We start from the raw sequence: 16,247 nt of genomic DNA, 5'->3' as shown, positions 1-16,247 counted from the left end.
GAAATTCTAATAAGAAAGTAGGCCTTATAATGAATAATGTAGAAGAATACTTAGATTTTGTTCCAGGAGTAGTTTCTGAAAAAGAAAAGACAGGTGGAGATTTATGGTTTATTTTTAATAATGATAGGGTTTTAGTCAATAAAGAAAATGATAAAGTTGAGATACCAACCTATGATAAAATTAGTTTCTTGGAAATAGAAGAAGAATACTACATAGGAAGTTTAAAGGGGACTGAATGTTATGCATGTGAAATTTCAGAAGATAAGTTAGATAATACCCAGTTTTTTGAGTTTATTGATATAAGATCACTAGGAATAATTTTAGGCGAGAGATTCTTTCTACTACTAGGAAGAGGAAAACAAATAATAAATTGGGATAAAAACAATAGATTTTGCGGAAAATGCGGAAATAAGATTTATAGATTAGTAAAAGAAAGAGCTAAAAAGTGTGATACTTGTGGAACAACATATTATCCTCAATTATCTCCTGCTATAATTGTATCAGTCATAAAAGGAGAGGAGATTTTACTTGCTCATAACCTGAATTTTAAGGAAGGTTTGTTTAGTGTAATTGCTGGATTTGTTGAGGCAGGAGAAACCTTTGAAGAAAGTGTAAAAAGAGAAGTTATGGAGGAAGTGGGAATTAAGGTTAAGAATATTAAATACTTTGGAAACCAACCTTGGCCATTTCCCAATTCTGTAATGATAGGATTTACAGCTGAATATGAAAGCGGTGAAATAAAGGTTGATGGCACTGAAATCGGAGAAGCTAAATGGTTTAAAAAAGATAAGCTGCCTGATATACCAAATAATCTATCAATTGCAAGGAAGCTAATTGATGAATTTTTGCGTTCATAGCTATATTAGTATGATTAAGCCTAGTTAAACTCTTGTTTTCTTAAGTAATTTCAATTATTTAGATTTGATTTTGTATTTATTATGTTTTATAATCATATCAGAAAAACAAAGAATTACTTCTGAGGTATTTGTCAGGCTCTTATTTTGAACCTACAGCTAATTTACGGGAGTTCAAGTACCTAGATGCAAGATTGTCCTATAAGTCCGAGAGGCCAGGACACATATGCATCAGTGAGGACACCCACCTATCGAGAGATAGGTGTCAAAAGAAGGGCAACGGTATTTTGGAAGTTCGATATAGTTTTTAAGAGGGTAATACCCTCTTTTTTTATTTTGCATGAAAGTGTATAATTCATATAGCAGGTGATAAAATGAATGAAGATGTTTTAATACAGAAATATATAGAAAGAGCTTATAAAGCATTAGAAGATGATAAATTAGTAAAAGCATTAGATCTTTTTAGTGTTGCTAACGAATTATCTAAAGAGGATGATGTAGATATAATTATTGAAATAGCTTTAATTTATGATTCATTAGGAAAACCAGAGACAGCTAAGGAATATTATAATAAGGCCTTAAGGATAGATGAAAACGAGGAAAGAGCTTATTATGGGTTAGCAGTTATATATGATGAAGATGAACATTATGATGAGGCAATTAGATTATATAAGAAAGCAATATATATTAATCCTAATTATCATAAAGCATATTTTTTTCTTGCCAATGTTTATGACATATGTGGGGAAGAGGAGTTAGCAATTATAACCTATGAAAAGCTGCTTTCATTAAATCCGATGGATTTTTGGGCAAATACTAATGTAGGATCAATATATGAAGCACTTGGGAAAAATGATTTAGCATATAAGAGGTTTTCAAAAGCGCTTGAAATAAAGCCGAATAATTATTTAGCATTATTTAATATGGGTGTGATTGCCTTTAAATTTAATATGCTAAATAAAGCCATAAGCTTTTATAATAGATCAATTAAAATGAATCCTATTTATGCTTATAGTTATTTAAATCTAGCAGTAATTTATAAATATATAGATACAGAAAAAGGAATAGAAGTTCTAACCAAAGGAATAGAAAATTGTGATGAAGTTCATTTCTTATATTATAATAGAAGTTGTTTCTATACTTTAATTAGCGAAAATCACAAAGCTTGCAATGATCTAATAGAGGCACTTAAGATATATCCAGATTTCTTAAAATATATATTAGAAGATGAGGAACTAGAAGAGATAACTAATATGACATGCTTTAAAGAATTTGTAGAAAATGAAATAAATAAGTAATAGCCCAATATATAAGTAAGCAGAAGCTGTGTTAGGAAAGCTTCTGCTTATTTAATTTAAATTTTTAATTTTAGATAGTCATTTTTATTGTTGATTTTTTAAAAGATCTCTAATTTCTTGAAGTAGCAAAACTTCATCAGATGGTTTTTCAGACTTTGATTCCGCGTCCTGTTGTTTAAGTTTTTTTATAGATTTTACAAATAAAAATATTGAAAAAGAGATTATAAGAAAATCAATTACATTTTGTATGAAGTTACCATAGTTAATTGTAACACCAGGAAAATCTCCACTGGCTTTTTTAATTACGAATTTTAAATATGTAAAATTAACACCTCCAGTTAGGCCACCTACTATTGGCATAATAATATCATTTACTAGTGAAGTTACAATTTTACCGAATGCACCACCAACTACAACTCCAATAGCTAGCTCTAAAACCTTACCTTTTACAGCAAATTCTTTGAATTCTTTTAATATAGTAATCACCTCCTTTGAAATAATTAGCAGAAAAGCATGTAAAAACAGAGGATTTGTATAATATATTAAGTAAATTTTAATTATCTAATAAAAAAATTACAATTTATAACTTTTTTATTCACATTTTACATCAGATTAGGTAAAATTTAGATGTAGGAGGATTAAATATGTATAACAAGGAAATAGAGAAAATTGTCTATATTGATAGAGTGATATTAGAAAAAATATCACTTATATGTATATATGCAACTTTTATTATTGCGATTTTGAATATAATTATTCCGAATTTAACGAGAAATATAATTGGATTAATATATATAGTAGTTAGTTTTTCAATAATGATGTTAACTTATTCAACTTCAAATATTATCAAGAGCCAGTATTTTAAGTTTTTTTCTATAACATTTTTTATATCTGCAATAGCTAATATTATTAAATTAGTTCCAACAGATATTATTCAAAATAGTTTTGAAGGGAATATGCAGTTTATATATTTCTTTTCAGATATTTTAATTGCTTTATTGTTAACCTATACACCATACTTTGTTAGAAATAGTCATATGAAAGGTATTAAGATTAAATATATTTCATTAATTGTAATAACATTAATAGCTTGCTTTACGTTGTCAATTACAATATCAAATAGACACCTATTTAATATTATCGGGAATTGTATAGCAATAATAGTATTTATATATGCAGTCATATCTTTTAACGATTTTAACATAAAGAAGGGAGCAAATATAAACTATTTTAAGATATATTCATATATAATCTTGGTTGCATTTATTTTTAATACAATACAAATGATATTATTTAAGGGAATGGTATTAAATCCTGCATATGAATTAATAAAATTAGCATCTCAAATAATATTTTATGGGTGCATACTTCAAAAACTCTTAAATAACTCTTATGATATTCTTTTTAATGATCTGTTTGAGAGGAATAATGAGTTAAACTTATTAAATAAGGTTATACTATCTAAAAATCTTGAACTAGAGACTTCAAAAAATAGAGTATTTAAGCGTGAGGACATGTTTAAAAATTTATTTAAAAATTTACCTATACCGATGTTAATGATAAACTTATCAAACGGTAGAATAATATACGCCAATTCTGCCTTTCTAAATTTTTTTAAGGATAAAAATTTAAAAAAGGTAATAAATAAGAAGCTTACGGACCTAGTAAGTTTTAACGAAGAGGTATTTAGTAAAAATGGGACAAGTATAGATTTTTCAAGTATATATGAAGCAACACTAGGAAAAGGTGACTTAAAATATTATTTAGTATTTCAATTTATACAGCTATCAGCGGATGATAGCCAGTGTTTAGTACAAATTAAGGATAGAACAGAAGTGGTAAAAATAGAAGAGATAAAAAGAAATCTAGAACAAAAGAAAATAGAGGATAAAATAAGAGGAGATTTTCTTTCAAATATTAGTCATGATATTAAAACTCCAATAAATGTAATATATTCAGCAACTCAGTTAGAGAAGCTATTAATTGAAAAAAATAATACTGATGAAGTGAAAAAGTATAATCAACTATCTAAAGATAATTGTTTATCCCTTATTAGGCTTACAAATAACCTAATTGATAGTTCAAAATTAACGTCTCATTATTTGAAACCCAATATGGAGTTATGTAATATTGTTGAGGTTATTGAAGATCAAACTATGAATTTAGTAGAGTATGCTAGAGCAAAGGATGTACATTTAATTTTTGATACCTTTGAAGAAGAAATATATGTTTTTATGGATAGGGAGTTTGTGGAAAGAATTATACTAAATCTAATTTCTAATGCATTGAAGTTCTCAAATAGAGAAGGTGCCATTTTAGTAAGCATTTCTCTAATTGATGAAGAGGTGAAAATAAGAGTGGTGGATAATGGTATAGGAATGGAAGAAGAATTTATGAATAAAGCGTGCGATAGATATGAAAGAGGTAAAAATAGCAATGAAAATAGCAATGTAGGAAATGGAATAGGTTTGTATGTAGTTAAAAATCTGACAGAACTTCAGGGTGGAAAAATAACAATAGATTCTAAGTTGAATGTTGGAACAACAGTAACTTTGACTTTTAAAAAGGGGAAGTAAATAACAATGATTGACTTAGAAGTATCTAAAATTAAGAAAAATATAGGGATAAGAATTTTTATTCCATTGTTGATGGTTCTGCTTGTTTTATATAAATTCACCAATAATTATAACTTATTTCATATATTAATAGAATTTATATGTACAGCACTTGGTTTATCCATGGCATTAATTTCATTTGCCAGAAGTAGTAAGGAAAAGTCTGTATTTAAATATATAGGATATGGGTTTCCTATTATGTGTTCCTTAGACTTTCTGCATATTATGTTTGTTAATTCAGCAATTACAGAAGAAAACGCATTCATCAGTACTATATTCATTTGGGTAAGTAATAACTTTTTAGATTACAGTCTTATTATTTTATCTATATTGTTTATAAAATATAAGGTGAATAATAAAAACATTTTTGCATCATATGGAATTCTTCTTATTATTATTACACTTTCGGGAATAGTAGTTGAACTAGGTGTAATAACGAATAAAGATGTAACTCAATATATTATTAACTGCTGGTTGTTACTATATGGGTTACTTTTGATTACAATAATTTTAATAGCTAAGAATCGTGAATTTATAGGTAGAAAAGAACAGATATACCTATATTTAATTTTGTTCTTCGAAATTTCATATGAATTCGTGGCAATGTTACACTTTAAATTTAATTTAGATACACTAGTTTGGGCACATATACTAAAGTATATTTTCTATTATACTTTATATGATGCGATAGGTAGATTTGTATTTTATAAAACTTATAATGGAATATATAAAGAACTAAGAGAAGTTGAAAAGATACAGGTAGTTTTGAATAGAACCTTGCAAGAACGAATGAAAATATTGAGTGAAGTTAAGAGTATTTTGGTTAGAAGTGAAAATAAATATGTATCCTTAATTGAATCAATCTCGGATGGTATAATAATATTCAACGAGGATAGAGTTTCCTATGCTAATGAATCTATTGGATATTACATTAATGGATACAATAGCAACATTGAAGGGAAGCATTTAAAAGATATTTTAGACCTGTTAGAAATAGAATTAACTGATTTTTCTATAAGTGGGTATATTCAAAATTCTATCAAGAAAGAAATATTAGGCAAAGTAAGAGATTTGGAGGTTTATGTTTTCAAATCAGAAGCTGAAGCTAAAATATTGTTTATTAAGGATATGACTGAAAATAATAAAAACTTTGAGTTAAAAGAAGAGTTAGAAAAAAATTTAGTTGAGGAAAAATTAAAAAATCAGTTTTATTCAAATATATCACATGAATTGAGAACTCCTATTAATTTAATATACTCTTCTTTACAGGTTAAAGGGTTATATATAGTTGATAACAATTATGAAGCACTTGAAAGAAATAGTGGAGTAATTAAACAAAATTGTTTAAGATTAATAAGAACAATTAATAACTTTATAGATACTAATAGAATATCTGAGGAATATTTAGTTCCAACCTATGGAGTTTATAATATAGTGGAGCTAGTGGAAAATGTAGCCCAAGCTTCTGTTAGGTATTTAAGAAAAGTAAAAATGACTTTAGTTTTTGATGCAGAAGAGGAAGAGATTTTTGCATTCTGTGACGGTGAATTTATTGAAAGGGCAGTTCTGAATTTGCTTTCAAATTCCATTAAGTATGGAAAGGAAAATGGATATATTTATATAAATATTAGTAATAAAAAAGATAAATTATATATTAGTGTTAAAAATGATGGACCAGCTATATCTCAGGACATAAAACCTTATCTCTTCGATAAGGTTACAAGAATAAATAAATCACTTAATAGAGATAAAGAGGGGAGTGGGCTAGGTTTATATTTATGTAAAAGTTTAATAGAGCTGCAAGGTGGCGAGCTTATCTTAAAAACTGAAAAGGATTTTGGAAATGAATTTTTAATCACTTTGCCCTATGACGAAACTATATCAGAGGGTGAAAATAATTCCTTTATAATAGGTAATGTAGATGAAAAAATAGATATAGAGTTCTCGGATATTTATATTTAAAGTTTAAGGGAAGTCATTTTGACTTCCCTTAATTAGTATTTTAAATTTTCTACTGTTGTAACTAATTCCTCAGAATATTTAAGTGGCCCTCTTGAACAATCTTTGTAATGATCCTTATCTCCATATTGCAATGTATGAACAGAAGAACCTTGCTCGTTACCATACTTTTCACTTGTCAATTGAAAATATAATTTATGGTAGTTAAAAGGCTGAAATCCATCTCCCTTTATTGATAAGTCTTGCTCATTATAATAAATAAATTCCATCCCTAATCCATCTTTTTTTATACTTTCCATAGTTGTATCATCTATAATATCCTTTGCTGTAGATAATTTGTTATGAAATCTGCTATTTGTTAAATCAACTATTTTCTTGAAATCTGAATTGGTTTTATCTAATACTTTTGAAGTGTTATTATTGTAAATAATGATTTTATCTGGCGTAGATAAAGCATTTTCTAGGGGTTTGCCTATTTGTTTTCCATTGATTTTATCTGATTGTGATTTTGTACACCCAATAAAAGATATACAAAAAACAAAAACTATAAGCAGGGAAGTAATTTTTAATTTCATACTACACTCACTCCATATTGTTTAGTTTAGATAATAGTCATATTAAAAGGCTTTAAATTATACTTTTTCTTTAAGTTATTTAAGGGCAACTTAATAATAAATTTACAACCTTTATTAAGTTCACTTTCAAGAGTTATAGTGCCTTTATGTTTAGTGATAATAGTTTTGGTAATTGCTAGTCCTAAGCCTGTGCCAGTATTTTCTGAGGTTCTAGATTTATCTCCACGAGTAAAAGGATCAAACATGCTTTGAGCTTCATTCTTAGGTATTCCAACGCCATTATCTTCAATAATTATATTTAAATAATTATCTTTTTCAAAGCAGGATATTTTTAATAAAGTCCCATTAGGATTGTATTTAGTGCTATTTATTACTATGTTTCCTAATGCTCTATCTAGATTTTTTCTGTCAAAAAGTAATGGTATTTCTTTTTCAGGAATATCAAAATCATATTCAAATCCGCTTTCCTCAAGTCTTGGTATATATGAAGCTATGAATTCTCTTAAAAATTCGCAAATATCTTCTTTCTCTTTTGAAAGTGTAAAGTTCCAAGAGTCTAACTTAGAATAATCAAATAAATCAAGAATTAAATTATTTGACCTCTCAGAGTTTCTCTTAATAACAGACAGATATTTTATAACATCTTCTTTTGGCAAATCAGGATTTTGTATTAAATAATCAGAGTAGCCAAGCACTGATGCAAGGGGAGTTTTTAAGTCATGAGATATGTCTAAGATTAATCTTTTTCTTGACTCTTCAGATTTTTCTCTTAAGTTTGTTTCTTCTTCAATTTTAGAGGCCATAATGTTAAAAGCATCACCTAAGTTTTTAAATTCATTTTTACTAGTTAAGTTAATTCTAGTGCTATAATTCCCGGTAGCTAGTTTTTTAGCTCCATGGGTTAGTATCTTTAGTGGTGTCAAAAAGTAGGATGAAGTTATCCTTGAATAAAGATAAAAAACTAGTAAGAAAAACAACATAAAAATACCAAAGGAAATAAGAATAAATTGCTTAACAGTAAGTCTTTTTGGTGCTATCTCTAACTCGGTATATTTTTTTGAGGGTATACCAATTACCATCAAAAAGTCATTTTTTTGATTATAAGCTGTTCTATATACATATGGAAAGTTTTTCTTTCTAACATCCAAAACAAAGTTTGACTCTTTTTCACTATAATTTATTAACGTGCTTATATCTGCTATAGAGATTTTGTCTTTGTCAAATGGAGCAGCTACTTGCCCATGTCTATTTACTATCTTACCATTCTTATCAATGATAACCATATATCCATCCATTTCTAAAATTGGACTAGAATCAATTTTAGTGTAATCATCTTGCATAAAATTTTTAGGAGAGGTAGGATCAGATAAATCTACCTTAAAATAAACCATTCCAATGATTGCACTTATAAATAATGATAAAATAAGTACAAAGAACATAAGAAAAAATGATATAACATAATTTTTCATAAGGAGATTTGCTAGGGTTTTCTTTCTCCTTAACTTAAGAAACTTCAAGATTACTCAACCCTTTCCATTTTATATCCTATTCCTCTAATAGTTTTAAGATAAGTTGGTTTTTTTGAATCTTCTTCAATCTTTTCACGAATATGGCTCATATGAACCATTATTGTATTATCATCGCCATAATAGGTGTCGTCCCAAACTAGTTCATATATTTTCTTTTTAGTATATACTTTCCCAGGATTCTCGATAAGAAGCTCAAGAATTTTAAATTCTTTAGCATTTAACTCTAAAAGGGTGTCATGCTTAAATATCTGACAGCTTTCTTTATCAAGTGTTAAGTATCCAAGTTTTATAATATTTTGTTTTTTACCTGGAGAATATTTATAATATCTTCTTAATTGAGCATGTATTCTTGCTTTAAGTTCAACAGGACTAAACGGCTTGACCATATAGTCATCTGCACCGAGTCCAAGTCCTAGTATTTTATCAGTATCATCACCTCGAGCAGTTAAGAAAATTACTGGAATTTCACTATCTTGTCTTATGTATTTAAGAACCTCGAAGCCATCAAAGTAGGGCATCATAACGTCCAGAATAGCTAAATCTATAGAATTATTTTCAAAAACTTCAATGGCTTTTTTGCCATCCTCAGCAAAGAAAACTTCAAAATCTTCTGTTGAGAGATGTAAACTTATCAAATCTCTAATGTCTTTATCATCTTCAGCTAATAATATATTCATAATAAAACCACCTTTAAAATCTATAGTTCTTAAGAAATTATAACACATAAATGAAGAATAGTAACATAACTGGGAACATATATTATTTTATGAAGAGAGGTGATAATATGAAAAATCCTTTTAAGGTTAAGGGGAATTTTAAGATAAGTACATTTTTAATTCAAGTTTTTATGCCCCTAATTGGAGGTGCACTGGTCGGGTACTTAAATAGAAACACAATGGGACAATATATAGAATTAACAAAACCATTTTTTGCTCCACCAGGAATGGTTTTTCCAATAGTATGGGCTATATTATACTTATTAATGGGAGTTTCAGCCTACAGAATTTATATGTTAGGCATGAGTGGAGAAGATGTATCATCAGCAATGTTCTTTTACTATATTCAACTAATATTTAATTACTTATGGGTGTTTATATTTTTTAGTTTTAGATTATATGGACTAGCATTTATTGAATTAGCTATTTTATTTATTTTAGTTTTAATAACATTTATTAAGTTTTTTAGAAAGGATAAGCTTGCTGGAATTCTTTTAATCCCATATTTAGTATGGCTGATTTTTGCAGGGGTTTTAAACTTCTATATTTGGTTATTAAATGAAGCCTAGCAACAAGTAAATATTAATGTCCTTTGAAAAAAATTCGAAAATATAGTATAATAGTAATGCTTATTTAGGGGCTCCTATTTATAGATAACAAACTTCAAGTTTATCTAGAGGAGTCTTATTAATTTGGATTGGAGAAATATATGGGAAAAGCTCTTTTTGTCATGGAAAAGCCTTCTGTGGCTATGGATTATTACAACATTTTGAAAATTGAAGGAAGAAGGCAGGATGGCTATATAGAAGGAGAAAAGGCTATTTTTACATGGTGCGTAGGACATATGGTTACCATGAGTTATCCAGAAAAATATGATGATAAATTAAAGTTTTGGAACCTAGAACAGTTACCTTTTCTACCTAAAGAGTACTTGTACGAAGTAATTCCATCAGTTTCAAAGCAATTTGAAATAGTTAAAGGACTATTAAATAGAGAAGATGTTGATAAAGTATACGTTTGTACTGACTCCGGACGTGAAGGAGAATACATATATAGATTAGTAGATCATATGGCAGGGAATCCTAATAAAGAAAAGTTTAGAGTATGGATAGATTCTCAAACTGAAGAAGAAATAAAAAGAGGAATAAAAGAGGCTAAGCCTTTAGAATATTATGATTCATTAGGTTCATCAGCTTACCTTAGAGCAAAGGAAGATTATTTACTTGGAATAAATTTTTCGAGATTACTAACACTTATTTATGCAAGAAACTTAGGAACAGTATTAAAAGAGGATAGGGTTGTAATTGCAGTTGGCAGAGTTATGACTTGCGTACTTGCGATGGTAGTAGATAAGGAAAGAGAAATAAGAGAATTTGTTAAAACTCCGTTTTTTAAAGTAAATAGTAATTTTCTATTAAACGAAGCAGAGTTGAATTTAGAATGGAAGGTTTATGAAGGCTCTACATATTTTAACTCACCACTTCTATATAATGAAACTGGATTCAAGGATAGAAAAACTGCTGAAGAGCTTATTAATAGATTAAAGTCTTTTGAAGAGGGAGAAATAGTGGAAGTTAAGAAAACAAAGGAAACTAAAAATCCTCCTTTACTGTTTAATCTCGCTGAACTTCAAAATGAATGCACAAAGAAATTTAAAATAAGCCCAGACGAAACTTTGGGAATCGCTCAAAAATTATATGAAAAGAAGATGCTAACTTATCCAAGAACAGATGCAAGAGTATTATCAAAAGCTGTAGCTAAGGATATAGGTAAAAACCTGTCAGCTTTATATAAAAATCATCCAGAACCTTGGTGTAAAGAGTATCTTAAAAAAATATCAGAGAATAAATGGTCACAAAATCTAGTAAAAAGTAAATATGTAGATGATTCAAAAATTACAGATCACTATGCTATTATTCCAACTGGAGAGTATAATGCTTCTGGATTAACTTCCTTAGAACAAGAGGTTTATGAGCTAGTTATAAGAAGATTTTTAAGTATTTTCTTTCCGCCAGCAAAATATAATAAAACTAATTTAACTGTTGAAGTGGACAGAGAAAGATTCAATTTTACTAAGAAGATATTAGTTGAAAAAGGATATCTGGAGATCTTAGGAAAAGAATCTCAAGAGGAGCAAGAACTAGATATAACTCAATTGAAAAAGGGAAGGAAGCTTCCAATTAAAGATTTAAATATAAAAGAAGGAGAAACAACACCTCCTAAAAGATATACAACAGGTTCAATTATTATAGCTATGGAGAATGCGGGAAAGCTTATAGAAGATGATGAGCTAAGAGAGCAGATAAAAGGAAGTGGAATAGGAACGTCTGCAACTAGAGCAGAGATAATTAAAAAATTAATTAGGATAGAATATTTGACTTCTAATAATAAAACTCAAATTCTAACTCCAACTAAAAAAGGAGAAATGATATATGAGGTTATAAAAGCTTCTATTCCATCATTATTAAATCCAACATTAACAGCTTCATGGGAAAAAGGACTAGGTATGGTCTACTCAAAAGAGATAGCAGCTGATGAATTTATGGAAAAGCTTGAGAAGTATACTGAAAATAATATTTCAAAAGTAATACAATATAGAAACAATATTTTATATAAAATAAATACAAATCTTTTGAGAGTAAAAAAGAGCTATGAAAATAATTAGCAGGAGTCAAATGACTCCTTTTTTTATAGAAATTTAATGTAAAATATTTGAAAAGAGCTGTTATTTTATGTATAATTAAGAAAATATTATATAAGTAGGCTACGTAATATGTATTTATGAGGTTATTGTAGCATAGGATTTATAAATAGCTAATAATAAAATTGAAAGTAGGAATAAAAATGAAAAATAAAAATTGGTTAATGTATTTTATTTACGCTTTAATATTTGCCTGCTATATTTTATTTTCAAGTAAGATGATTATATCTTTAGATAAAGAAAGTAAGGCAACCTTCAACATAATGCCTGTATTAATATGGTCAAGTGTATTATTTATTGGATTGGGGTTGCTACTTGGAGTAGAAAGGTTTTTATTAGAGATAAAGAAAGAAGGAAGGATAAGAGTTAATTTACCTAAAATTATCTTTTTAGGATTGCCATCACTTTATTTTTCTCTTGGTCTGTTTTTGGCTTACAGTCCAATAATGTTTTTCAGGCAAACCTTTACCTATCCAATATTACGTCTTTTATTAATTAAAAGTGACTTTTTAGCAATTTTTCAGATTATTTTCGGATATGTTTTAATAACTAGCTTTGTAAAAGTAAAGAGAGATGAAGAATATATAAAACTTTGAAAATGAGGTGTAAACTTTGAAATATAGCTTGAAGGTTATAATTACTTTTATTAGTTCATTAATAATTACATATCTTATAGTTGGATATGTTAAAAGTACAGTTTTTGCGGCAATTCACTGGATAGAAGGGGTGACAATTTGGGACAAGCTTAGGGAATATTATATTAGAACCTTTGATCAAAATATTATTCCTGCTATTATTTTAGCAGTGTTACTAACGGCATTTATTATGTATGTTGGAAGAAAAAGAAACAGAAACTTATAAAAAGATAAGTACTAGGAGAATTACAAAGATGAGGGATTTAAATACAACGGATCATATTATAGAAAAAGGCACTGAAAATGATATAGAAGAGTTAGCGCGTCTCTATGATGATTTAAATGATTATTTAGAAAGTGGGATAAATTATCCTGGATGGATTAAAGGAGTATATCCAATAAGAGAAACTGCTGTTGATGGAATTAAAGAAGGAACCCTATTTGTACTTAGAATAAATAATGAGATTGCAGGCTCAGTAATACTTAGTCATGAACCAGAAGAGGCATATTCAGATGTAACATGGGGAATCGAAGCTGATTATAAAGATATTATAGTTATACATACATTTGTGGTTCATCCAAAGTATATGAAAAATGGTGTAGGTGAGAAACTTATGGATTTTGCTAAAAGTTATAGCATAGAAGAGAAAATGAAATCTATTAGATTGGATGTTTCAATTCACAATAAACCAGCCATTTCTTTATATGAAAAGTGCGGTTATAAATATGTTGGAACCGTAGATTTAGGGTTAAATATACCAGATTTGATTTGGTTTAAATTATATGAGATAATTTTATAAAAATAGAGGAAATAGAAGTTTAACTGCTTCTATTTTTATTTTAAAAAAATTATTGTTAAATATTTGAAAAAACGATTACATTTATGTATAATTGAAATAAGATTTTTTATGTAAAATTCAGGAGGCAGTGAAATGATATTATCAGGAAGAGAAATAAAGGCCAAGCTAGGCAAAGAAATAAAAATAGAACCTTTCAATGAAAAACAACTAAATCCTAATAGCTATAATCTAAAGCTACATAATGAACTTCTGGTTTATGAAGAAGTATCATTAGATATGAAGAAAGAGAACAAATGTAAAAGTCTAATAATTCCTAAGAAAGGATTATTATTAGAACCAAATAAGCTTTATTTAGGAAGAACTAAAGAATACACAGAGACTGATAAATATGTGCCAATGCTTGAAGGAAGATCTTCTGTAGGTAGATTGGGACTTTTTGTGCACGTTACAGCAGGCTTTGGAGATGTTGGATTTAAGGGGTATTGGACACTTGAAATTCATTGTATTCAACCAATAAGAATATACCCAGATGTGGATATATGCCAAATATATTATCATGCGATAGAAGGGGAATATGATCATTATTCAAGTGGTAAATATCAAGACAATGAAGGAATACAACCAAGCTTGTTATATAAGGATTTTGAGAAATAACCACGGAAGTATTTGTTTTAAATGGAGATAGAATGAATATAATTGATTTAAGAAAATTTCATTATGAACTAAATAATATAATTAAATATAATAAAGATTTTATTATATTTAGTAGTCCTGGAAATGAAGAGGAGCCATATAAAAGATACTTTTATAAATATGATATATGTAATAAAGATATATATAGAATAAATCATAATGCAATAGAAACATGGTATTATCGTATGAAAAAATGCTATGTTTCTAATGAATTTATATATACTAATTCATATATTAAAATAGATAATAAGTATCAAACTATAATCCATAAAATTAACATGTTAAATGGAAACGTTGAAAAAGTGTATGCTTCAGAAAAGGATTTTGAGGTTTATTTTTTAAATGATAAATATGTGCTTTTAATTGGAAGTAATTATAAAATAGATGAAGAACATTCAGATTATCAAAAGGATATTGAAGGAGACTACGAATACGCTATTCTCCATGACTTAAATAGTGGAGACAAATATGAAGTGAAAGATAGGCGAATTGCACTAGGTATTAGAGATTATTTTATTACTTATGAATTTCAAGAGGAAGCATATATAGTTTTTGAAGAAGCGTATATGGAAGATTGGGAGCTTGAAGATCTTTATGATAGAAAAATTAAAAAAGAGAGCTTTTATAAAAATGGATATAGAGAAAGTATTAACATTATTACTATAGAGAAATTTATAGATGCAATAAAAAATGAATATTATATAATTCCATTTGATTTTAGCTATAAAACTGAACTTACAGCGTGGACAAGATATTTTGGAATGGATGATAGGAATGTTTATTTTAGGGTAAAGGATTTTGAGACACATATTCAGCATATATATTCAGTTGATAAGAAAACTATGGAAAAGAAATTGCTTAAATCAATAGCAATGGAAAGTAATCTGGATAAGTATTCTTATTATAATATATGGAGTGAATTAAAGAATAAAAGGATATATGAAAGAAAGCAAATAAATAATGATGATAAAATAATAATAAGAGAAATCTTCCCAGATGCCTTTGTTTATGAGTATAGCGAAATGAATGAAAGTTTTACGGAATTATTTGGCGAATACGTCATAACAGTATTTTGGACAGAGGATGAGAATGGGGATAACTATAAAGATTTCGTTAGACTCAGAAATATCAAAGATGGAACAGAAAAACTATTTGAAGGAATTTATGAGATAATTGATGATAATCTAATATTATTTAATTAGAAATATTAAAGCTATCTTAAGAAGTATTTTATTCTTAGGATAGCTTTTTTATTATATAAAAAAATGGAACCAAAGTTAAACCTTTAGCATCTTATTTATGAAATGTGAAAAACAAGGGGGTAAACATGAAGTTAAGTTTAATAGGAAAGACGGAAGAAATTGATTCTATATTTCATAAAGTAAATAATGCTATAGCTGGAGATAAAGAGAGCTTTTGTGATCTTGTTAGATTTTATAAAAAGGATATGAACTCAGTAGCCATGTGTATTCTAAAAGATGAAGAGGATGTGGCTGATGCTATGTCTGAAGCTATACTTAAAGCTTATAAGAATATGAATACACTTAAAAATCAAATGGTTTTTAAAAGTTGGTTACTTAAAATTTTAGTGAATGAGTGTAATTCTATATTAAGAAAGAGTTCAAAGATTATCGTTGTAGATAAAAATGATTTTGAACTGATAGAATTTAATGATAAATATGAAAATCTAGATATTAAAGCTGCATTAGATAATTTATCACATAAACATAAGGTAATTATTGAACTTTATTATTATCAAGATATGACAGTAGAAGATATCTCAAATGTCTTAGAAATATCAATTGGTACTGTTAAATCAAGATTATCAAGAGCTAGGCAAAATCTTTATCACATGCTCAAGGAGGTTTAATA

At 27.8% G+C, this 16,247-nt stretch carries 16 protein-coding genes and 1 other RNA gene; 13 read left to right on the top strand and 4 right to left on the bottom strand.

Annotation, left to right across the window (positions count from 1 at the left end; genetic code table 11):
- Positions 1-29 precede the first annotated feature (29 nt).
- The 3 genes from nudC (at position 30) to PTZ02_RS07720 (ending at position 2,152) form a co-directional block, all read left to right on the top strand.
- Positions 30-857 carry an NAD(+) diphosphatase gene (gene nudC, locus PTZ02_RS07730; protein WP_274227213.1) on the top strand — a complete coding sequence of 276 codons (828 nt, stop codon included), beginning with the start codon at positions 30-32 and terminating at the stop codon, positions 855-857.
- 113 nt (positions 858-970) lie between these two features.
- Positions 971-1,152: non-coding RNA, 6S RNA (ssrS, locus tag PTZ02_RS07725), on the top strand.
- Positions 1,153-1,228: 76 nt separating this feature from the next.
- Positions 1,229-2,152: a tetratricopeptide repeat protein gene (locus tag PTZ02_RS07720; RefSeq protein WP_274227212.1), complete on the top strand. Its 924-nt coding sequence runs from the start codon at positions 1,229-1,231 to the stop codon at positions 2,150-2,152.
- Positions 2,153-2,236: 84 nt separating this feature from the next.
- On the opposite strand, the gene mscL is transcribed toward PTZ02_RS07720, so the two are convergent.
- Positions 2,237-2,638, bottom strand: coding sequence for a large-conductance mechanosensitive channel protein MscL (gene mscL, locus PTZ02_RS07715; protein WP_337992985.1), 402 nt, complete (start codon positions 2,636-2,638; stop codon positions 2,237-2,239).
- A 158-nt stretch (positions 2,639-2,796) separates the two neighbouring features.
- Here mscL and PTZ02_RS07710 point away from each other — a divergent pair, with 158 nt between their 5' ends.
- The gene (locus tag PTZ02_RS07710; RefSeq protein WP_274227211.1) at positions 2,797-4,728 is read left to right on the top strand and encodes a sensor histidine kinase; all 1,932 of its coding nucleotides are present in this window, start codon (positions 2,797-2,799) and stop codon (positions 4,726-4,728) included.
- A 6-nt stretch (positions 4,729-4,734) separates the two neighbouring features.
- Positions 4,735-6,729, top strand: a complete 1,995-nt coding sequence (locus PTZ02_RS07705) for an ATP-binding protein (RefSeq protein ID WP_274227210.1) — start codon at positions 4,735-4,737, stop codon at positions 6,727-6,729.
- A 32-nt stretch (positions 6,730-6,761) separates the two neighbouring features.
- Here PTZ02_RS07705 and PTZ02_RS07700 read toward each other — a convergent pair whose 3' ends face one another.
- Genes PTZ02_RS07700 through PTZ02_RS07690 form a run of 3 tightly spaced genes read right to left on the bottom strand, consistent with a single transcriptional unit; the run spans position 6,762 to position 9,507 of the window.
- The gene (locus PTZ02_RS07700) at positions 6,762-7,301 is read right to left on the bottom strand and encodes a hypothetical protein (RefSeq protein ID WP_274227209.1); all 540 of its coding nucleotides are present in this window, start codon (positions 7,299-7,301) and stop codon (positions 6,762-6,764) included.
- Positions 7,302-7,327: 26 nt separating this feature from the next.
- Positions 7,328-8,770, bottom strand: coding sequence for a sensor histidine kinase (locus PTZ02_RS07695; RefSeq protein ID WP_274227208.1), 1,443 nt, complete (start codon positions 8,768-8,770; stop codon positions 7,328-7,330).
- A gap of 50 nt (positions 8,771-8,820) precedes the next feature.
- The gene (locus tag PTZ02_RS07690) at positions 8,821-9,507 is read right to left on the bottom strand and encodes a response regulator transcription factor (protein WP_274227207.1); all 687 of its coding nucleotides are present in this window, start codon (positions 9,505-9,507) and stop codon (positions 8,821-8,823) included.
- 107 nt (positions 9,508-9,614) lie between these two features.
- Between PTZ02_RS07690 and PTZ02_RS07685 the strand changes: the two genes are divergently transcribed.
- The 8 genes from PTZ02_RS07685 (at position 9,615) to PTZ02_RS07650 (ending at position 16,245) form a co-directional block, all read left to right on the top strand.
- Complete coding sequence (locus PTZ02_RS07685) at positions 9,615-10,115, top strand: TspO/MBR family protein (protein WP_274227206.1); 501 nt, start codon at positions 9,615-9,617, stop codon at positions 10,113-10,115.
- A 140-nt stretch (positions 10,116-10,255) separates the two neighbouring features.
- Positions 10,256-12,211: a DNA topoisomerase gene (locus PTZ02_RS07680; RefSeq protein ID WP_274227205.1), complete on the top strand. Its 1,956-nt coding sequence runs from the start codon at positions 10,256-10,258 to the stop codon at positions 12,209-12,211.
- A 179-nt stretch (positions 12,212-12,390) separates the two neighbouring features.
- On the top strand, positions 12,391-12,843 hold the full coding sequence (locus PTZ02_RS07675; RefSeq protein ID WP_274227204.1) for a hypothetical protein: 453 nt from the start codon (positions 12,391-12,393) through the stop codon (positions 12,841-12,843).
- A gap of 16 nt (positions 12,844-12,859) precedes the next feature.
- Complete coding sequence (locus tag PTZ02_RS07670) at positions 12,860-13,108, top strand: hypothetical protein (RefSeq protein ID WP_274227203.1); 249 nt, start codon at positions 12,860-12,862, stop codon at positions 13,106-13,108.
- A 28-nt stretch (positions 13,109-13,136) separates the two neighbouring features.
- Positions 13,137-13,682 carry a GNAT family N-acetyltransferase gene (locus tag PTZ02_RS07665; RefSeq protein ID WP_274227202.1) on the top strand — a complete coding sequence of 182 codons (546 nt, stop codon included), beginning with the start codon at positions 13,137-13,139 and terminating at the stop codon, positions 13,680-13,682.
- A gap of 132 nt (positions 13,683-13,814) precedes the next feature.
- A complete protein-coding gene (gene dcd, locus PTZ02_RS07660; protein ID WP_274227201.1) occupies positions 13,815-14,336 on the top strand; it encodes a dCTP deaminase in 522 nt (173 codons plus the stop codon).
- A 32-nt stretch (positions 14,337-14,368) separates the two neighbouring features.
- Entirely contained in the window at positions 14,369-15,577 is a 1,209-nt protein-coding gene (locus PTZ02_RS07655; RefSeq protein ID WP_274227200.1) for a hypothetical protein, read from the top strand.
- Between the two features lie 125 nt (positions 15,578-15,702).
- A complete protein-coding gene (locus PTZ02_RS07650) occupies positions 15,703-16,245 on the top strand; it encodes an RNA polymerase sigma factor (RefSeq protein WP_274227199.1) in 543 nt (180 codons plus the stop codon).
- Positions 16,246-16,247: the final 2 nt, after the last annotated feature.

Origin of the sequence: Clostridium sp. 'White wine YQ', from assembly GCF_028728205.1 — a bacterium.
Classification (GTDB): domain Bacteria; phylum Bacillota; class Clostridia; order Clostridiales; family Clostridiaceae; genus Clostridium_T.
Note: the sequence above shows the minus strand (reverse complement) of the source record. Positions and strands in the feature narration are given on the sequence as shown.